Below are 19,901 nucleotides of genomic sequence, written 5' to 3'. Positions count from 1 at the left end.
GCGTAGCCGGAGCGACTGAATTGCTTTTTTCGGTGCAGCCAAGGCTGTGCAGAGCTGGCTAGGGAGGGATTCGTGGCTTGGGTGGCGGTTTCACCACAACCAAAGAAGGCAATCCAGTCGTTGCGGCTACGCCTTCACTCCGGCCTTCGGCAGAGCTGTAGGCTCCTTCGGAGTGGCTTGTACGGCATAGCTGAAGCTATGCCCTTCCGCCCCTGCCTCAACAAACTGGTTGCACAGTTCGATTTCGTTCCAGAAGCAATTTGACGCCAAGCCCTAACCTTATTCCTACTTACCGAGACCGTACGACTACATGAGTCTTTGAAGACGCCTTTGCAGGCCCCTTCGCCGCTGGCTTCGCCGGAGCGTCATCATCCGGCGTGTCATTGGAGGGGACCGGAGAAGGCGCAGACTGCGTTTTATCCGTATCGTCGTCCGTATCCTCGTCACGATGGGCAGGCTTAGCCTGTTCGACGGATGGCTGAGCCATCGGCACCTCAAGCTGTTTCTTCGGCGCGTTGAACTTCGAGAACTGCTCGTTCGGTCTGCCCGCGACCGCGACCTTCATAAAGTCCATCCACATCGGCAGAGCGGCCTTGGCACCGGTCTCCTTATCGCCCAGGGTCTGCCGGTTGTCGAAACCGATCCAGGTTCCGCAGGTGACCGACGGAGAGAAGCCGATAAACCAGGCGTCCGTATAGCTGTTCGTGGTTCCCGTCTTGCCGCCGAAGGCATGCTTCATCTGCGATGCCGCAGCGGCTGTTCCCTGCTGCACCACCGACTGCAGCAGAAGCATCATCTGACGCGCCGTCTCGAGCGAGATGACCTCTTTGACCTCGGGCGTCTTCTGCTCAAGCGGCAATCCATCAGCCTGAGACACCTTGCGAATGTAGTGCGGCGCAATGCGGATGCCATCGTTCGGGAAGACGCTGTAAGCCGCAACCTGCTCGGCCAGGCTGATGTCGGCGGCGCCGATCGCTACCGGCAGGAAGTTCGGCATGTTGCTCGTGATGCCGAAGCGATGCGCTACCTCGATCACCTTCTTGATCCCGACACGATCCGCCAGCTTCAGCGCGGGAATATTACGCGACTCGGCGAAGGCATCGATCAGGGTCATCGTTCCCCTGAAGTTGGCCTCGTAGTTGTGCGGCGTATACGGGCCATTCGGCGTGTAGAAGCTCGTTGGGCCGTCCACAATGGTGTCGTACGGCTTCGCACCGGCTTCAAAGGCCGCCGTGTACACATAGGGCTTGAACGAAGAACCTACCTGGCGCTGCGCCTGGGTAGCGCGGTTGAACTGCGAGATCGCGAAGTCACGTCCGCCGACCATCGCCAGCACCTCGCCGTTCGCGTTGTCCATCGCCATCATCGAGGCCTGCGCGCCGCTGTCCTGTTCGAGCACCACGCGCGGAGTTCCGCCTGCGGGCGCAATCACCTTGACGTACACGATGTCGCCGACCTGTACGAGGTCCGTCGCCTTGAAAGTCGCCGTCCAGGCCCAGTCCGGCGTGGTCATCGTCTCCAACTGCTGCCCGATCTTCACGACCATCTTCGTCGCGGAGACGGAGACGACCAGCGCATGAAAATACGCTCCATCGATGAATGGCTGCGTCCAGTCAGCATGCTTATAGGAATCGAGGTCCCCATCCGGGCCCATCACATTCTGCAGACGCCCCTTCCAGCCGTGACGCCGCTCGTAAGCCGCGGTCCCATCCAGAACCGACTTCTCCGCTACATGCTGCAGATCGAGATCGAGCGTCGTGTACACGCGCAGCCCTGCGCCATGTACCTCGTCGACACCATATTCGGCCTCCAGCTGGCGCCGAACCTCTTCCACGAAGTAGGGAGCCTCGATGTTGGCGGGAGCTTCGAGATGCAATCCGAGCGGCTCGGCCTTGGCAGCTTCGGCCTGGACAGCGGTGATCTTGTGATCGCTGAACATCTCGCTCAACACGAGATTGCGGCGCTTCAACGCGCGATCGGGAAAGCGCACCGGAGAGTACGACTCCGGCCCCTTCGGCAAGGCAGCCAGCAGGGCTGCTTCCGATAGCGTGAGATCGCGAACATGCTTGCTGAAGTAATACTCCGAGCCGGCCTCGAACCCGTACGTTCCGCGCCCCAGATAGATCTGGTTCGCATAGAGCGTAAAGATCTGCGACTTGGTGAAGTGGCGCTCGATCTGCAGCGTCAGGAAGATCTCCTGCACCTTGCGGCCATAGGTCTTCTCGGAGGACAGAAACAGGTTGCGCGCGAGCTGCATCGTAAGCGTCGAAGCGCCCTGCGAGCGGCGGGCGGAGTGCATGTCATGCCACGCCGCACCGACCATGCGAATCATATTGATGCCGCTATTGCTCTCAAAGTCCTTGTCCTCAATGGACAGGATCGCGTCGCGCAGCACCGGCGGAAAGTCCGAGTACGGCACGACAACGCGGCGCTCCAGCGCAAACGAGCCGAAGACCTTGCCATGGATGTCGTAGAGTTCAGTCGTCGTACTGGGGCGGTAGCGCTCCAGGTCGGCCATCTGCGGCAGATTGATCGAGTAGACCAGCAGCAGGCCCACCATGATGCCGAAGATCGCGGAGGCCCCCAGCAAGAGCAGAAACGCAGCCTTACCCGCGACTCTCCGGCTACGATACTCCGGTTCGCGGAACGGAAAGGTACGCATCGCACGCCACAGAGCGGAGCGGTCGTCGCTTCGACGGGTATCGCTTGCTGATGGCTTCGAGAGCTTCTTGCCCTCGCTGTTCAACGGGCTCGGCACGGTAGCTCCCACCTTACCATGCAGGGCCTTGTGATTTCGCTGGCTTTACCAGGTATCCATAGCAATTGCATAAACATAAACGCGGTAAAGGGTTGCTTGGACGGACACAAAAGCCAGCCCTGAAAAGGCTGGCTTTCGTGTCCAACAGAAACAAGCATAAAAATTCTAAGCAGATCCTACGCCTGCTTTGCCTTCAGCATATCGAGAGCCTTCGTGAGCTGATCGTCGACAGGAGCCGAAGGATGTTTCACAGGAGCAGGCGTCTTGGTCGTGTCGGAGCTGGAGGCATCGTCCGAATCCGAATCCAGATCGTCCATGTTGGAGGCTACTAGCGTGCCCGGAGTAACCGCTTCATCCTCAAACTTCTTGCCCGAAGGAGAAGCATACTTAGCAATCGAGAGGATCAGCGCTGCGCCATCGGGAAGCTCAAACGTCTTCTGCTGTGCGCCTTCGCCAAAGGTCTTCTCTCCAACCAGATCGCCGCGTTTGTTATCGGCTACCGCTCCGGCCACCAGCTCAGCCGGCCCCGAGGTACCGCGATTCACCAGAATCACCAGGGGTGCGGTCGTATTGATCGACTTGGCGGCATCTGCGGTGAAGGTCTGCTTGGGGAACGTCTGCCCTTCCAGGGTGGCAATCGTTCCGGACTTCAGGAAGAAGTTGGCCAGCCGCGTGGCTTCAGCCATATCGCCCGCCGAGACATCGCGCAGGTCGAGCAGGATCTTCTTATTGCCGGCCTTATTCATGGCCTTCAGCTTGGCTTCAATCTGCTGCACGTGCTCATGGTCGATCACCATCGGCTTCAGCGAGAGGATCGAGGCATTCTCATACATCGTCTCGGCCACTGCAGGCTCGGAGACAACGGCACGGTTGAGCTTGATCTTGTCCGGGTCCACCTTGCGCGGGCGAATGACCGAAATCTGGAGTTCGCTTCCCGGTGCGCCTTCGAGCAGGAGCTGAATCATTGCCAGCGAAAGATCGCGCGTATCCTGGTTGCCGATCGCCTCGATGATGTCGCCGTCCGTCAGGTTTGCCTTATCCGCCGGGCTTCCCGGAACGACCGAGACGATGGTCGCATAGCCGAAGCGCTTGGAGACGTTCAGGCCAACCTGGGCTTTGCCGCCCTTATCGGCCTTGTAGGCCTTGTAATCGGCGGGGGGCAGGTAGCTGGAATCCGCATCGAGCGACTCCAGCAGGCCACGCAAAGCGCCTTCGGTGACAGCAGGAATGTTCGGGTCGACTACGTAGTCGTTCTGGACGTGCTGCAGCACCTCGCCGTAGACGTTGATCTGCCGGTAAGCGCCCTCCTGGGACTGGTCGACCGCGGCGCGAACACCATGCGCATTCACACCGAGAAAGATGCACAGGACAAGAAGAACGGATACAGCGAGAAGCGAAATCTTGACGCTCTTGGGCATATGCGAAAATCCCCCTCCCAAGGGGGCAGTTACGACTATAGAGAATGAGACGCTCTATGGGGACTTTTGTTATATCTTCCCCGATATCGGAATGATACCCTGACTCGAAGAAATCGCGACGCCGAGGCGTAGCAATTGGTGGCGGTGACTGGAATCGAACCAGTGACCTACGGGTTATGAGTCCGTCGCTCTAACCATCTGAGCTACACCGCCTGGTGGGAGACTGTATCAAGCGGCGAGGCCGCGACGACAGCCGCTTCTCCATCATAGAAGCCACGGCAGCGCAGGTCAAACCTCAACAGCCTAAGTCGTATATTTGCCTCCAGCTTCGAGTCGCGAGCGATGAGGCTCGGGTCTCGCAACTCACGACTCGCAACTGAAACGCATAAAATACGAGACTGGCCGTCAGGATCAGGCCTTGCGGCAGCTATGAACGATCTTCAGGACAAACTCGGTGGGATTCTGCACTACCTGACCCTCATTGCGATCGGCCTGGGCATTCTCCTCGCGATCATCATTGGCGTGGCCATCTATTTCTATCGCAAGAACAAGAAATCGGAGATCCTGCGCTGATGGCGGCTTCCGCACCTCCTCCCTCTGGGGCGCCCTATGGCCGCGTCGTTGGCGTCATTCCGGCCCGGCTGGCCTCCACACGGTTGCCCAACAAGGTGCTGCGTGAGATTGCCGGGGAGCCTCTACTGGCCTGGGTCTATCGGGCCGCGAAGGCCTGCCCTCTTCTGGATGAAGTCGTCATTGCCGCCGATTCTGAGGAAGTCCAGGCCCTTTGCCGGCAACGCGGCTGGCCGTGCGTGATGACCTCTCCCGAGCTGCCCAGCGGTACGGACCGGCTCTTTGCCGTCTCGCGCACGGTTGAGGCGGAGATCTATGTCAACGTGCAGGGCGACGAACCGCTGCTCCGCCCCGAGCACATCGCCGACATCCTGTCTCCGTTTGCCCTGCCGCAGGTCGAGGTCACAACCCTGAAGGTGTTGTGCACCCCCGAAAACCTCAACAACCCCAATGCGGTCAAAGTCGTGACGGCCCACGATGGCCGCGCCCTCTATTTTTCACGGGCGACGATTCCCTACGACCGGGACGGCTCCGGCCATGCCCCGGTTTGGAAGCACCTTGGCCTCTACGCCTATCGCCGAGCAGCCCTGGAGCGCTTTGCCGCCCTGGCCCCGGGAGCACTGGAGCAGACAGAGCGCCTGGAACAACTGCGTTTGCTGGAAAACGGCCTCGCACTCTACGTCGCCGCCACCGCATACGACACCGTGGGTGTCGATACGGAAGAAGACTTGCGCAGAGTGGCGGCGGTTCTCACAGGAAACCGGGCCTCTTAGTATCTCTCCCGTGGGTGTATAGGCTATTCGCGCAAGCGCGAATACATTGAGCACAGGGACCTTCAACCTGGCCTTTTCAAGGCATTTGGAGCAGCAATCACCCCTAAATTGTCATCTCGACCGGAGCCTCGCGGTTTCATGCGAGGCGTAGTGGAGAGACCTGCAGTTTGTCCCTCCTGCCCATACTCACGAGGAACGACGATCTCTATTTTGGGCGAAATAGTTTATTAGTAACGTTGACAAAGTAAGTAAGAGAGTGATTTGATTTAGCCCATACAACATGACCGTCCGGCTTTGTCCGCCTCTTTTCGGCATATTCGGACAGAAAGTTGCATAACGGATTGTTTCAGGGGTTGACTGCTTATGAAGCTGAATTTCTCCAAGACCGTCGGCGCAAGCATGCTTCTTTGTCTAGCGATGTACTTTCCTGGAGCCTCCTCCGCTCAGAGCACGAACTCCGGCGATATCCGTGGCACCGTTACCGATGCCTCCGGCGCACTCCTGCCCGGCGTAAAGGTTGAGGTGCTCAACGTCGATACCGGCGTATCGAAAGACTACGTCACCGACAAGGAAGGACTCTTCGATACCTCGTCGATCGTGACAGGAAACTATACGGTCACCTTTGCAAAGGACGGTTTCGGACGCGTCGTCCGCGGGCCCGTGACCTTGCAGGTAGGGACCACGACGGTCAACGCACAGCTCAAGGTGGGATCGACGACACAGCAGGTCGTAGTCAACGCCAACGACGTGCCTTTGCTTGAAACAGAGAGCAGTGAGCAGTCGACCACGCTCGATGCGAAATCTATGTCGCAACTACCCAATGTTGGCACGGACTGGGAGACCTTTGCGATTCTGTTGCCAGGCGCGCAGGGGAATACCCAGGGCACATCTCTGGCGAACGGCTGGCAGGGTAGCAACGATCCGCAGCAATTCGTTGCAGCGAATGGCAATCTTCCTTACAGTGCCATTCTTGCCGACGGATCGATGACGACGTTACCCTCCAGCGGTAATGCCGACGTCTCTATCTTCGAGACCGTCTCGGAACTTCAAGTGATTACCTCCGGCTTTTCCGCGCAATACGGAATCGGCGGCATCATCTTCAACCAGATCAGCAAGGGCGGCACTGGCCGGTTCCACGGATCGGCCTATGAGTATTTTCAGAACGATGCCCTGAACGCCGCGAACTATGGATTCGGAACCCCGGTTCCAGTGACGCCCATCCGCTACAACAACTTCGGTGGATCGATCGGCGGCCCCATCCTCAAGAAGAAAATGTTCTTCTACTTCGACTTCGATAAGACCAACAACAACACCGCTTATTCCGGATTTATAACAGTGCCGACACTGGCCATGCGCAATGGCGATTTTACCGGGCTGCCGACGATCTACGATCCAACCTCGCAGGTCATCACACAGACCGCGAATGGACCCATCGTCACCCGTAAATCCTTCGCCCAGGAAGGATACGGCAACAAGATTCCCGCGAACCTGATGGACCCGGTGTCTAAGGCACTGAATGCATACTTCCCTTTGCCAAACGCCACGCCATCCAGCTTCTCCCAGGGAGTGCCGAACTCGAACTTCTATTACTTCGCTCCGGTCACCCTGCCCTATACAAAGTACTTCGGACGCCTCGATTACGACATTACCCCGAACAATCGGCTCACCATGACCGATACCCAACGAGATAACCCCACCACGAACGACGGGATTGGACTCGCCTATTGCCCCATGGATTGCGTAAAAGGCGACGTCGACAGCAATGCCGCGCAAGTCTCCGATGTGTGGAATATCAACCCTACAACAATCAACGAAGCACGCATGGGGTTTACGTCGGAGTTGAACTACTACATTCCTGAGTCACTGAATCAGGGCATTCCGCAGAAGATCGGCTGGCAGTTCGCCAAGGCCGACATCTTCCCGAATCTGAACTTCTCAGGCAGTTGTTGCTTCGGGCTGAACTCAGGATTCCAGGTCTTCCAGAAAGAATTCGTCTACGATCCGTCGGATGTCGTGACGATGATTCGCGGAAAACACATCCTGCACTTCGGTGGCGAGTTCATGATGTGGCAGGCGAACCAGGTAAATGGCAGCCAATTTAATGGCGGTAGCCTCACGTTCAACGGTGCTTACACTCAATCAACAGTCGGGGACGCCACAACGGGCCTGACCTATGCGGACTTTCTGCTCGGGCAGGTGAACTCCTGGAATGCGAGCGTGCAGCCTGAATATGGAGCCCGCCTTAAAACACCCCAGTTGTTTATCCAGGACGATATCAAACTGCGCCCTAACTTCACCCTGAACCTCGGCCTTCGCTATCAGATCCAGCATGGCTGGAATGAGGTGAAGAACAACATTGCCGCCTTCGATCCGACAGTGCTCAATCCGGCAACCAACACTGACGGAGCCATCTGGTATGCCTCTACGCACGCGAACGGGCGCACATCGCTGCAGTCCGATGTCTTCACCACGGTGATGCCTCGTGTCGGCTTCAACTGGTCTCCTGACCCGACGATGACCATTCGCGGCGGTTTCGGCATCTTTTCTTATAACTGGAGCACAAACACCTACGGAGCCGGTCTCGGAAACGCCGTCATCACGCAAGGAAATGTGACCGACCAGACCAACGGCATCACGCCTGTCGTGGTGTTCGATTCGAAGGGATCGAACCTTCCCTTCATCGGCTCCACAACCGATCCCACTGCGCTCAATGGGCAGGGTGTGACGTACAACCAGTACCACACGCCCGTTCCCCAGATTTATCAATGGAACGTTGCAGTCCAGCACACCCTCGGACCAAACATGGTGATTGAGGCCGCCTATGTTGCCAGCCACGGATTCAACCTGAGCTTCCCGGTGGATATCAATCAGGTTCCCGAAAATCTACTGGGCCCGAACGATAGTCCGAACTCCCGCCCCTATCCTGTCTATCAAAGCATCTCGGGCAGTACGAACAATGCTGTTTCCAACTACAACTCCCTGCAGACTTCCATCACTCGGCGCCTGACCTCGGGGCTGAGCTTTAACTTCAACTATGTCTGGTCCCACTTCCTCGACGATCAGGACTCTTCCGCGGAAGGTGGAATCGCAGGAACCCAGATCTACCAGAACTCTTATAAGCCTTCCGCAAACTACGGATCGTCGAACTTCGACGTTCGTAACTCGCTGAAGGGCAATATTGTGTATCAACTTCCTGTCGGCAAGAACAAGCTATTCCTCAACAATAACCGTTTTGTAGATGAAACCCTGGGTGGATGGCAGATCTCTTCGACGATGATCTTTAACACGGGAAACCCGTATACGCCCTCTATTGGCGGCAATAATAACTCCTACTCGCAGGCAGGGAGCTGGTATCCGAACTTGATAGGCAATCCCAGGCCGCAGCATCGCACCATTGAAAACTGGTACAACCCAGCCGCGTTCGGCCTGCCCGCCAACGGCACCTTTGGCAACATGAGGAGAAACAGCCTGGTAGGGCCAGGGCTGAGTGTAGTGAATCTCTCGTTAGGAAAGACCTTCACGCTGCACAACGAGATCCAACTCCAGATTCGCGCTGACAGCACGAATGCCTTCAATCACCCGAGCTTCGGGCCGCCCAACCAGACACTCATCCCCGACAGTTCGCCAAACGCTCAAGGCATCACGACCTTCTCCGGAACAGGCACCAGCATCTCTCAAGTTACGGTCGGTGGCCGCACGATGCAGTTGAACGCGCGGCTATCTTTCTAAACTTTCTAAACCGTATCGAAGGTAACCTTCAGGCCACCGGCCACAGACTCTGCCCGCACATGCTCCAGCGAGGCGACAACCCAATCCACACCCGCAGCCCGCAGTTCATCTGCGTTGTGCGTACCCAGCACCCCGAGCACACGGCAACCCGCCGCCTTGCCCGCACTCACTCCGCTCGGTGCATCTTCTACGACGATGCAATCTTCCGGAGCAACCTGGATCAGCTTCGCGCCCAGCAGATACGGCTCAGGATGCGGCTTGCCATTCACGACCCGGTCCGCGCTGACGATCCACTCCGGCTCGGGCAGCTTCGCCGCCTGAAGCCTTGCGACCAGCAGCCGATGCGTCGCCGACGACACAATCGCCCAGCGATTCGCAGGAAGACTGGTCAGCAAAACTCGAACGCCCGGCAGAACTTCCACATCCGCCACGTCCGCGATCTCCATGTCTTCGATCAGCTTCAAACCCTCGACGGGATCGACATCGGGCGCCAGATTCTTCATGATCTCAACCGCACGAGTACCGTGGGCAATCTCAACCTTGTCGGCATTGGGAACGCCATAGTGCGCGGCCCAAATCTTCCAGCAACGATTTACGCTGGCGATGGAGCTGACAATAACACCGTCGTTGTCGAAGAGCAGCGCTGCAGCCTCGGTAGAAACCTGATGACTCACTTCGAGTCTCCCTGCAGCACAAACGCCTGCGCAGCCTTTAACACCTGCTGCACACTCTCCTGGCTGCAGCTTTCGCAGTAAACGCGCAGCAGAGGCTCCGTTCCACTCGCACGGAACAGAACCCAGGTCTCCGCCGCCTTCGGCTTGTCCGCACAGGCTGGGTTGTCGAGGAAGAACTTGATGCCGTCAAGCGTCTCGATGCGCAGCACCTTCAGCCCCGCAACCTCTGCAACGCCTGCTTTCGCCCGGCGAATCGCAGACTGCTTCAACTCCTCGTCGATATGCATGTCCACGCGGCCATACTGATGCTCGCCGTACTCCTGCTGCAATGCCGCAACGAGTTCCCCGAGGGTCTTCTTCTCGTCGGCCATCACATTGGCCAGCAGCAGGCTGTTCAGCAGGCCGTCGCGCTCCGGCAGATGCTTCGAGATACCGACACCGCCGGACTCTTCGCCGCCAATCATAATGTCCTTTTCGAGCATCAGGTCGACGACATACTTGAAGCCAATACCGTGCTCGTGCAGCGTGCGGCCATACTTCGCCGCGATGCGGTCGAGCATCTTCGTTGTGTTGAAGGCACGTGTTACATCGCCGGGCCACTGCTTGCGCTCCAACAGCCACTGCAGCAGGACAGAGAATATCTTGTGTGCATCAACGACGTTGCCATGCTCATCGACAGCGCCGATACGGTCGGCATCGCCATCGGTGATCAGGCCGGCGGCACACTTCTCAGCGACAACTGCCTTCTGCGTTGCCGCAATGTGCGGCAGAATCGGCTCAGGATTGATCCCGAGAAATGTGGGGTTCAGCTCACTCCGGAATTCGACATATGGAATCCCCGCACGCTCAAAGATGCCGGCAACATATCCGCGGCCCGCGCCATACATGGTGTCGATCAGGAAACGATAGCCCGAAGCCTTGATCGCCTTGAGATCGACAAAAGACTCCAGCGCTGCAATGTAGTCCGGCGCAAAGTCCACCTCTTCAATCTTCGCGGGCGTCGCGGCCTGCGGGACAGGCTTCAGCAGATAGCTCTCAATCGAGCTGATGATAGAAGGCTTGCCCGAGCCCCCATAAGTGGCCTTGTACTTCACACCGTTCCACTCGGCGGGGTTGTGGCTCGAAGTAATCATGACGCCACCCGCAGCCTTGCGCTCCCGCACGGCAAACGAGAGCTCCGGTGTTGGAGTGATCTTGTTCGCGAGAAATACCGGCACGCCTGCGGCAGCCAGCGTCTCGGCGACGACGCGCGCAAACGAGCGCGAGCCAAAGCGTGTGTCATAGCCTATGCAGACACCAGCCTTGGAGTCTTCGTGCTCCAGCACGTAGAGCGCAATCGCCCGCGCAGCCACACGAACGTTCTCATACGTAAAGTCGTCAGCGATAATGCCGCGCCAGCCGTCGGTCCCGAACTTCACAACTGTCTTCAAATCATTCATTTTGTCTGGAATCCCTAAATCAGATCGTGGCGTCCGGCTTTTTTCAGCTCCGCAACCACACGGCCTACATCCTGCGAGCCGTCGCGCGTGGTGATGAGCAGCGCGTCTCCGGTCTCAACAACGACCAGATCCTTGACCCCCACCAGGGCTACAGCCTTCCCCGGAGAGTAGACATAGCAGCCCGAAGAGCCGATCTGCACGTCATGTCCCGCTTCGATTACGTTGCAGTTCCGAGGCTCTTTGCTCTCGGAGACGAACTCGTGCAGCGCCGCCCAGGAACCAAGATCGTTCCACGCAAAGTCTGCCGGCAGACAGTACAGCTCGGACGCGGCCTCCCCTTTTGCGGAACGCGGCTCAAGAACCGCGTAATCGATCGAGATGGACTCGCACTGCGGATAAAGCTCGGCAAAGACCTGATCGAACTCCGGTGTTCCAAACGCCGCGGCAATCTTCTCTAACAGCGGCGCCATGGCAGGAGCATGTTCGCGGATCGCATCCGCCAGGGTGCGCGCGCTCCACAGGAACATACCGCTGTTCCAGACGTAGTTGCCGGAGCGCAGAAAGGTCCTGGCGTGCGCGGCATCGGGCTTCTCCGTAAAGCGGCGAACCCGGCGTACTGGAATCGCTTCGCCGCCGACCGTCGTTGGCGTTACGGCCGCTCCGAGCTCGATATAGCCGTACCCAGTCTCCGCACGCGTCGGCGGCACGCCCAGAACGACCATATTCGGTCCGCTGGCAGCGAGCTTGATGCCGGCGCGAAGAATCATGTGATAACGTGCGACGTTGCCGATCGTATGGTCCGAGGGAAAGATTCCGATGATCGTCTCAGGCGCTTCGCGTTCCAGCAGGAACGCCGCCAGGCCACAGGCCGGAGCTGTATTGCGGCCCTCAGGCTCCCGCAAGATGCGGGTCTGGGAGACCTCCGGCAACTGCGTGGTGATGAGATCGGAGAGCAGATTGTTCGTGATCACCCAGACGTCGTGGTCGGGCATCATGTCTTCCAGGCGGGCGACGGTCTGCTGGATCATCGTCCGCTCGCCATCCAGCGGAAGTACCTGTTTGGCGCGGGCCCGGCGGCTGCGTGGCCAAAAGCGTGTTCCGCTTCCGCCGGCAAGAATAACCGCTGCAAATGCTGGTTTAGACTTCGTTGTTTCAGGAGGCATAGATGTTCCTTTAAGGGCCAAACGCGCGACTACAGAAGTAGCCGCGCGCCTATCTCATTAGAGTTTCGAAAGGTATTCCCGAATCCGCTGAACTCCTTTATCGATTACATCAGCCGAAACAGCATAGGAAAGCCGGATATGTTCGTCCGTGCCGAAGGCCTCACCAGGAACGACCACGACATGGGCTTCACTCAAAAGCTTCGCTGCCAGGTCAGAGGCCGTCTTGACCTCTCCCCTGCCGAGGAAAGCCTTGATGTTCGGATACACATAGAAAGCACCCTCGGGAACCGTGCAGGTGAGGCCCGGAATCGTCTTGAAGCCTTCGAGTATCCGGTCGCGGAGGGTAATGTAGTCGGCACGCATCGTGGCTACGCAGTCCTGCGAGGCCGTCAGCGCCGCGATGGAGGCCTGCTGCACCATGCTCGCGGTGTTCGACGTGCTCTGCGACTGCAGCTTACTCATCGCCGAGATGATCGTCTTCGGACCCAGCGCAAATCCTGCACGCCAGCCGGTCATCGCGTAGGTCTTCGAAAGCGAGCCGAGCACAACGATGTGCTCCTTGCAGTCCGTAAACGAGCCGCCGCTGACCACCTTGCCGGTGAACGTCAGATAGACATAGCACTCGTCGAGCAGCACATAGATGCCGCGCGAGTGCGCCAGCCGCAAGATCGCTTCGAGGTCCTCGGGGCTGACCACCGCACCGGAGGGATTCGACGGCGTATTCAGAATGATCGCCTTTGTCTTGTTCGTAATCGCCGCTTCGATCATCTTCGCGGTGATGCGGAAGTTCTCGTTCTCCGAGCTTTGCACGTAGACGACCTTGCCGCCCGCGTACTGGATGATGTCCTTGAAGCTGACCCAGTACGGAACTGGCAGGATGACCTCATCGCCGTGGTCGACCAGGACCTGGATCGCATTGAACAGGGCGAGCTTGCCGCCCGTGGTGAAGACGCACTCCTCTACCGTGTAGTTGGAGCCGAAGTCCGCGGCATGGCGGTCGACGATGGCCTTGCGGACCTCCGGAACGCCCGCAACGGCGGTATAGCGCGTAAAGTTCTTCTCAATGGCGGTAATGGCAGCGTCTTTGATGTGCTGCGGAGTAGCGAAGTGGGGTTCACCCGCGCCAAAGTCGGCCAGGTCGATTCCCTGCGCCTTCATCTTCAGGGCCTCGGCGGTAATGGCCATCGTGGCCGAGACTTCAATACGGTTGATGCGGTCGGACAGGATCTTCTTGCTTGGTTCGGGACTCATACTTCCAGTCTTTCAGATTTGGCGGTGGAGATAAAGCCTATTGCGCGATCATCTTCGCTTCCTTACCACCCAGGTCGTCATACAACGGTAATCCTGAACGATTGTCGTCTTCAGCGGATCGACCAGCAGCCCGTTCATCTGCCCGGTCATCCGCAACAGGACCGCCTCATCCACCAGAAACCATTCGGAACCATCCCCGATGCGAAAGATATTCTTTCTTACCCGCTCAAAATCCATCCCGATCCTCGATCCCAGACGGCAGAAAAGCATCCCCCCAGGCCGCAACACGCGCCAAAGCTCCTCGACCATGGCAAGAAAATGCGCCTCATCCTGTGCAAAATGCAGTACCGAATTGCAGATCACCACATCGGCAAATCCGTCCGGAAAGTTCATCTTCTCGATCGCACTGACCTGGAAGTTCTCCGCCGGAAGTTGAGGCGCCAACTCGGCAGCCAGGGCGCGTACATGCTCCACGGCTGCGGCATTCCCATCCACAGCGAAGATTTCAACACCCTCCCGCAGCAGATGCACCAGGTTTCTTCCATACCCGCAGCCCGCATCGAGCACACGCATCCCCGGCCCAATATTTCCGCGCAGAATCTGATCGAAGACGTAGATGTCGATCTGTCCGAACTGTTCCTGAACGCTAAGCGGCCCCACACCCTGCCCAGCCACTAGATTGCCCCCGGAACTTTACTCTTCAGGCGGTCCATCACCAACGGAGGAACCAGCGAACTCACGTCTCCGCCAAGGTGAAACACGCCTTTGATCAGCCGCGAGCTGACATAGGTGTACTTCTCCGCCGGCATCATGAACAGCGTCTCCAACTCGGGATCGAGCTTGCGATTCATCATCGCCATCTGGAACTCGTACTCGTAATCGGAGACTGCGCGGATACCACGCAGGACAGCCTTCGCCCCCTGCGAACGGGCAAAGTCCACCAGCAGGCCGTCGAAGGTGGCCACCGACACATTCCCCAGGCCCAGCGTCGCCTCACGAATCATCTCTTCCCGCTCCGAAGCCGTGAAAAGTGGCGCACCTTTTTCTGAATTGCGCAGAATTGCGACAACCAGTTGATCGACAATCTTCGCACCTCGCGCAATCAGGTCGAGGTGGCCATTAGTCAAAGGATCGAAGGTTCCGGGATAAATTGCCTTAGTCTGCATCGCACTGTGAGCATACCGTGAGTGAGGGTATAGGGGACAGGGCTCAGGGCTGGGAGTAAGGGGTCAGGGCATAGGGTCCAGGGTCTAGAAAACGAGATCGTTCCAGCTTTGGCAACTTGGATTTCTATGCCCTGAACCCTAAGCCCTGGGCCCTATGCCCTGCTCTACCGCCCCTTCAACAACTCCCGCGCAATCACCATCCGCTGAATCTCACTCGTTCCCTCGCCAATCGTGCAGAGTTTCACATCGCGATAGAACTTCTCCGCCGGATAGTCCTTGATAAAGCCATAGCCGCCGTGAATCTGAACCCCTTCGTCGCAGATGCGGCAGGCCGCTTCGCTGGCATAGAGCTTGGCCATCGCCGCTTCCATCGTCACCTTCTGCCCGGCATCTTTCGTGCGGGCCGCGCGCATTGTCAGCAGCCACGCGGCATCAAGCTGCGTCGCCATATCCGCCAGCTTGAACTGGATCGCCTGAAACTCACTGATGGCCTTCCCGAACTGCCGCCGCTGCTGCGCATACTTCATCGCGGCATCGAGCGCTCCGCGCGCCATGCCGAGCGAGAGCGCCGCAATCGAGATACGACCACCATCGAGCACGCGCATCGCATCCTTGAAGCCCTCACCCAGCTTGCCGACGATATTCTCCTCAGGGATCAGGCAGTTCTCGAAGATCAGCTCCGCCGTATCGCTGGCGCGCAGGCCCAGCTTGTTCTCTTTCTTGCCTGGCCGGAAGCCCTTGGTTCCCTTCTCGACCAGAAACGCCGAGATACCGCCATGCGTCGACTTCTCTTTATCCGTCACCGCGAGTACTAGCGCGCAGTCTGCATAGGTTCCGTTGGTGATGAAGGTCTTCGAGCCATTCAGCAACCAGCCACCGTCAACCTTCATCGCCGTCGTGCGCATGCCGCCCGCATCAGAGCCCGAACCTGGCTCGGTGAGCCCCCAGGAGCCGAGCCACTCCCCGCTGGCGAGCTTCGGGATCCAGCGTTTGCGCTGTTCGTCATTGCCGCCAAGCATGAGGTGGTTCGTGCAGAGCGAGTTATGCGAGGCCACGATAATGCCCACACTTCCATCAACGCGCGACAGCTCCTCGATCGCCAGCACGTACTCCACGTACCCCATGCCCGAGCCGCCAAGCTCCTCCGGAAAGATGACGCCCATCAGCCCCATCTCTCCCAGCTTCTTCACCACGGCATGCGGGAACTCGCTCTTCTCATCCCACTCCGAAACATGCGGCGCAATCTCGCGCTCCGCGAACGCCCGCACCTCGCGACGAAGCTGCTCCTGCTCTTCGTTCAACCCAAAACCCAGCCCAGATACCGCCACGAATGGCCTCCATTCAGAAAACTTACCACCCTACCACACTTGTGACGGCACAGGTTTCCGTTCGCGTCGTATGCCGTTTTCGGGGGCCCCGGTGTCTAAATTCCAGAACTAAAGAGAATTTTTCTTGCAAGATCTCTCCAGGGCCTCGTTCTATCAGCAGCGGAGTCACAAAATGGCTCCAGCATGTTCCAGCAAAGGAAACCCATGCGCCCGTCCTCGATTACTACCCTCCTCGCTATACATCTCGGCCTCGTCGTGACCCTTGCCTCCGCCCAGAAAAGCCCAGCACCGCATCCTGTTGCAGCTACGACCGCAACCGACCACGATACCAATCTGCCCGTCACCCACGTCTCGCTGTACAAGAACGGCGTCGGATTCTTCGAGCACACAGGCCGAGTGACCGGCAATGCCGCCGTCACCATCGACTTCACAACCGCACAGCTCAACGATGTCCTGCAGTCGCTGACCGCTATCGATCTGAACGGAGGCCGCATCTCCGGAGCTGGCTACAACTCCACGACGCCACTCGACCAGCAGCTCAAGAGTCTGCCGCTGGCGCTGGGCACTGACGCGACGGCTGCCGATTTCTATACTGCCATTCGAGGGGCACGTATTGAGGTAAACGCTTCAGGCACTTCCATTACGGGTCGCCTGCTTTCGATGGAGATTCGTAGCGTTCCGGAAAAGAATGACAATGACTCGAAACCCTCCATCGACCACTACTTCCTCACCGTCGTCTCCGACACGGGTGAGGTTCGCACGCTGGAACTAACCTCAACCAGCAGCGTTCATCTGCTCGACACAGCTCTGCATCAAGACGTCAGCCGCTATCTCGAGCTGCTCGCGGGCAGCCGCTCGCAGGGGCTCCGTCACCTCACCCTCGACGATCGCGGCACCGGCACACGCGAGCTGCGTGTCAGCTACATCTCGGAGGTGCCCATCTGGAAGTCCACGTATCGCATCCTGTTCACGGACTCTGCCAATGCAGGCACCGCACAGAAGGCTACGCTGCAAGGCTGGGCGGTCGTCGATAACACAGTGGGAACCGACTGGGTGAACGTACAACTGTCTCTGATCGCAGGTTCTCCGCAGAGCTTTATCCAGCCGTTGTCCGATCCTATCTACTCGCGGCGTCCCGAGATTCCTATCGCCCAGGAAGCGCAGCTTACACCTCAGACCTTCGACAGCAGCATCGAAGTGGCCAAGGAAGGACAACCACTAGAAAATACTCCCGTAGCCTCAGATACCGTCGAGGTGTCAGCAACTTCTCAGCTACAAGTTACCAAGAGCAAGGTGCGGCGTGGAGGCATCGTCGCAGGGATGGTTGCCGCTCCTCTCCCGCCGTCTTCTAGATCCTACGAAGAGGCGGCATCTGCTTCTCTCACGGCAAACACCAACACAGCCGCTTTCGACGACTTCTTCGAGTACAAGCTCGCCGACCCCATCACCATTCGCAAGAATGAGTCTGCCCTGGTGCCCATCCTACAGGCCAAGGTCGACGCTGACCGCGTCACCCTGGTCTCCTCAAACGGAAATCGCCTCTCACAGCCGCTGCGTGCGCTGTGGATCACCAACACCAGCGGACTGACGCTCGACCGCGGCAGCTTCTCCATCGTCGAAGACGGCAGCTTCGGCGGAGAAGGCCTGCTCGATCCCATCCACGCTGGCGAGAAGCGCCTGCTCTCCTATGCCGCCGACCAGGCTGTACACGTCACGACCGAGAGCCGTCACGACTCAACCCATATCACACAGATCAGCGCGGCCAAAGGCGTGTTGAACATCCATCATGCGGACGTCAGCGAGGTCACTTACGTCATCCACAACGCCGCCGCCGACCGGCGCACCGTGGTGCTGGAACATCCTGTCGTGAAGGGCTTCACGCTTGACTCCGACCCCAAGCCCACGGAGACGACGCCGACCGTCTATCGCTTCCGCGTAGAAGCCGCCTCGGGCGAAACCGTTCGTCTGCACGTCGGAGGCAAACACGAAGGCTACACGGCCTATCAACTCCTGCGCTCGGACGACAACCAATTTGCCCTGATCCTAAATTCGGCCGATCACAACCCGGCACTGGAACAAGCGTTGCAGCCGATCCTTGAAGCTCGCCGCCACGTAGCCGATGCGCAAACCGCCGTCGACCAGGCGAACGCAAAGCTGACATCTCTGCACAGCGACGAGGAGCGTCAGCGCGCCAACATCACCGCACTGCAAAATGCCGATAAAGGTTCAAGAGACCGCTTCGTTGGGGATCTGAACAAGACCGAAGACGCGATTGCCGCCGGACAGAAGGAACTGGAGACACGCACCGCAGCGCTCGATGCCGCACAAGCCGATCTCGCTAATCGTATCGAGGCGTTTCAGTTTCAGGAGACATTGTAAAGATCAGCAGAGTTGTCGCTGTTGTTTGTTTTTCGTCGTCATCCTGAAGCGTAGCTGAAGGATGACGACGAAAGACAACTACGCCAGCGCCTGCGTCAGATCCGCAATAATATCTTCCACCTCTTCAATGCCCACCGAGATCCGCATCAACCCATCGGTGATCCCCAGCTTAGCGCGCCCCTCCGCACCAACAGCCGCATGAGTCATCGTCGCCGGATGGCAGATCAGCGTCTCAACGCCCCCGAGCGACTCCGCCAAATAGCACAGCTTCAGCCGCGACGCGAAGGCATTGGCCTTCTCCAGCGACCCCAACTCGAGCGACAACATCGAACCAAATCCCCGCTGCTGCCGCTTCGCCAGTTCATGCTGCGGATGCGTCGCAAGCCCCGGATAGAACACCTTATCCGCGCCAAGCTTCTCCACCAGGAACTCCGCAACAGCGCGGCCATTCGTGTCGTGCTGCTTCATGCGCACGGCCAGCGTCTTTACGCCGCGCAACAGCAGGTAGCTGTCGAACGGCGAGAGGATGCCACCGGTGCACTTCTGCACAAAACGGAAGCGTTCCGCTTGCTCGGGCTTCGTGCAAACCAGTACACCGCCCAGACCATCCGAGTGCCCGTTGAGAAACTTCGTCGTCGAGTGCATCACAATATCCGCGCCGAGTTCGATGGGCCTCTGCAGATACGGCGACAGAAAGGTATTGTCGACGCTCAACTCAACACCCTTCGCGTGGCAGATCTCAGCCACCGCACGAATATCCGTCACGGACATCATCGGGTTTGTCGGCGTTTCAATATGAACCAGCTTCGTCTCAGGACGGATCGCGGCACGCACATTCTCGGCGTTGCTCGTATCGACATAGGTAAACGTCAAACCATAGTGCACCAGCACCTTGTCGAAGAGCCTCGAGGTGCCGCCATACACGTTGTCCGAGCAGACAACATGGTCTCCAGCCTTCATCATCGTGCAGAGCGCCGTAATCGCCGCCATGCCCGAACCGAAACAGTGCGCCGAGGTACCACCTTCGAGCGAGCACAGGCTCTCTTCCAGAGCATCGCGCGTGGGGTTGGTGAGCCGGGCGTACTCGTGGCCCTTGTTCTTGCCGATCGCTTCCTGCTGGTACGTCGAGGTCAGGTAGATCGGTACGTTCACGGCACCGGTCAAAGGATCGGGCTGTTGCCCGTCATGGATAGCGCGTGTGGCAAAACCGTATTTCGAGTCTGACATGGCTCTTCTTTCCCGGCGGCCCACAG

Annotated in this window: 14 protein-coding genes and 1 tRNA gene; 4 read left to right on the top strand and 11 right to left on the bottom strand. The window is 58.4% G+C overall.

Translation table 11 applies throughout. The annotated features are described in order from the left end of the window. Positions 1–289: 289 nt before the first annotated feature. The 3 genes from ACIX8_RS10505 to ACIX8_RS10495 form a co-directional block, all read right to left on the bottom strand. Positions 290–2,758 (bottom strand): penicillin-binding protein 1A, encoded by a 2,469-nt coding sequence (locus tag ACIX8_RS10505; protein WP_014265318.1) that lies wholly within the window; start codon positions 2,756–2,758, stop codon positions 290–292. A 176-nt stretch (positions 2,759–2,934) separates the two neighbouring features. Beyond that, a complete protein-coding gene (locus ACIX8_RS10500; RefSeq protein ID WP_014265317.1) occupies positions 2,935–4,176 on the bottom strand; it encodes a S41 family peptidase in 1,242 nt (413 codons plus the stop codon). Positions 4,177–4,312: 136 nt separating this feature from the next. Beyond that, positions 4,313–4,389 (bottom strand) — tRNA-Met (locus tag ACIX8_RS10495). Between the two features lie 216 nt (positions 4,390–4,605). Between ACIX8_RS10495 and ACIX8_RS25935 the strand changes: the two genes are divergently transcribed. The 3 genes from ACIX8_RS25935 to ACIX8_RS10485 all read left to right on the top strand — a co-directional run bounded on the left by ACIX8_RS25935 (position 4,606) and on the right by ACIX8_RS10485 (position 9,248). Continuing rightward, positions 4,606–4,749 (top strand): hypothetical protein, encoded by a 144-nt coding sequence (locus ACIX8_RS25935; protein ID WP_014265316.1) that lies wholly within the window; start codon positions 4,606–4,608, stop codon positions 4,747–4,749. Beyond that, a complete protein-coding gene (kdsB, locus tag ACIX8_RS10490; protein WP_014265315.1) occupies positions 4,749–5,519 on the top strand; it encodes a 3-deoxy-manno-octulosonate cytidylyltransferase in 771 nt (256 codons plus the stop codon). Before ACIX8_RS25935 ends, kdsB begins: the two co-directional genes overlap by 1 nt. Positions 5,520–5,882: 363 nt before the next feature. Further along, positions 5,883–9,248 carry a TonB-dependent receptor gene (locus tag ACIX8_RS10485; protein WP_014265314.1) on the top strand — a complete coding sequence of 1,122 codons (3,366 nt, stop codon included), beginning with the start codon at positions 5,883–5,885 and terminating at the stop codon, positions 9,246–9,248. 5 nt (positions 9,249–9,253) lie between these two features. Here the strand turns inward: ACIX8_RS10485 and ACIX8_RS10480 are convergent, their stop codons facing one another. From ACIX8_RS10480 to ACIX8_RS10450, 7 genes are all read right to left on the bottom strand, one after another. Beyond that, complete coding sequence (locus ACIX8_RS10480) at positions 9,254–9,922, bottom strand: HAD-IA family hydrolase (RefSeq protein WP_014265313.1); 669 nt, start codon at positions 9,920–9,922, stop codon at positions 9,254–9,256. After that, entirely contained in the window at positions 9,919–11,361 is a 1,443-nt protein-coding gene (locus tag ACIX8_RS10475; RefSeq protein ID WP_014265312.1) for a phosphoglucomutase/phosphomannomutase family protein, read from the bottom strand. The genes ACIX8_RS10480 and ACIX8_RS10475 overlap by 4 nt, the downstream gene beginning before the upstream one ends. A 14-nt stretch (positions 11,362–11,375) precedes the next feature. After that, positions 11,376–12,524, bottom strand: a complete 1,149-nt coding sequence (locus tag ACIX8_RS10470; RefSeq protein WP_014265311.1) for a mannose-1-phosphate guanylyltransferase — start codon at positions 12,522–12,524, stop codon at positions 11,376–11,378. Between the two features lie 57 nt (positions 12,525–12,581). Continuing rightward, positions 12,582–13,775, bottom strand: a complete 1,194-nt coding sequence (locus ACIX8_RS10465) for a pyridoxal phosphate-dependent aminotransferase (protein WP_014265310.1) — start codon at positions 13,773–13,775, stop codon at positions 12,582–12,584. Positions 13,776–13,823: 48 nt separating this feature from the next. Further along, positions 13,824–14,450, bottom strand: coding sequence for a class I SAM-dependent methyltransferase (locus ACIX8_RS10460; protein ID WP_014265309.1), 627 nt, complete (start codon positions 14,448–14,450; stop codon positions 13,824–13,826). After that, positions 14,450–14,941: a pantetheine-phosphate adenylyltransferase gene (gene coaD / locus ACIX8_RS10455; protein WP_014265308.1), complete on the bottom strand. Its 492-nt coding sequence runs from the start codon at positions 14,939–14,941 to the stop codon at positions 14,450–14,452. The genes ACIX8_RS10460 and coaD overlap by 1 nt, the downstream gene beginning before the upstream one ends. 164 nt (positions 14,942–15,105) lie before the next feature. Next, positions 15,106–16,269: an acyl-CoA dehydrogenase gene (locus ACIX8_RS10450; RefSeq protein ID WP_014265307.1), complete on the bottom strand. Its 1,164-nt coding sequence runs from the start codon at positions 16,267–16,269 to the stop codon at positions 15,106–15,108. A 204-nt stretch (positions 16,270–16,473) separates the two neighbouring features. Between ACIX8_RS10450 and ACIX8_RS10445 the strand changes: the two genes are divergently transcribed. After that, positions 16,474–18,648 (top strand): hypothetical protein, encoded by a 2,175-nt coding sequence (locus ACIX8_RS10445; protein WP_014265306.1) that lies wholly within the window; start codon positions 16,474–16,476, stop codon positions 18,646–18,648. 78 nt (positions 18,649–18,726) lie between these two features. On the opposite strand, the gene ACIX8_RS10440 is transcribed toward ACIX8_RS10445, so the two are convergent. Next, positions 18,727–19,875, bottom strand: a complete 1,149-nt coding sequence (locus tag ACIX8_RS10440) for a trans-sulfuration enzyme family protein (RefSeq protein ID WP_014265305.1) — start codon at positions 19,873–19,875, stop codon at positions 18,727–18,729. Between the last annotated feature and the right edge of the window lie 26 nt (positions 19,876–19,901).

This window comes from Granulicella mallensis MP5ACTX8 (assembly GCF_000178955.2).
Taxonomy (GTDB): Bacteria; Acidobacteriota; Terriglobia; order Terriglobales; family Acidobacteriaceae; genus Granulicella; species Granulicella mallensis.
This window is presented reverse-complemented; position numbering and strand designations above follow the sequence as displayed.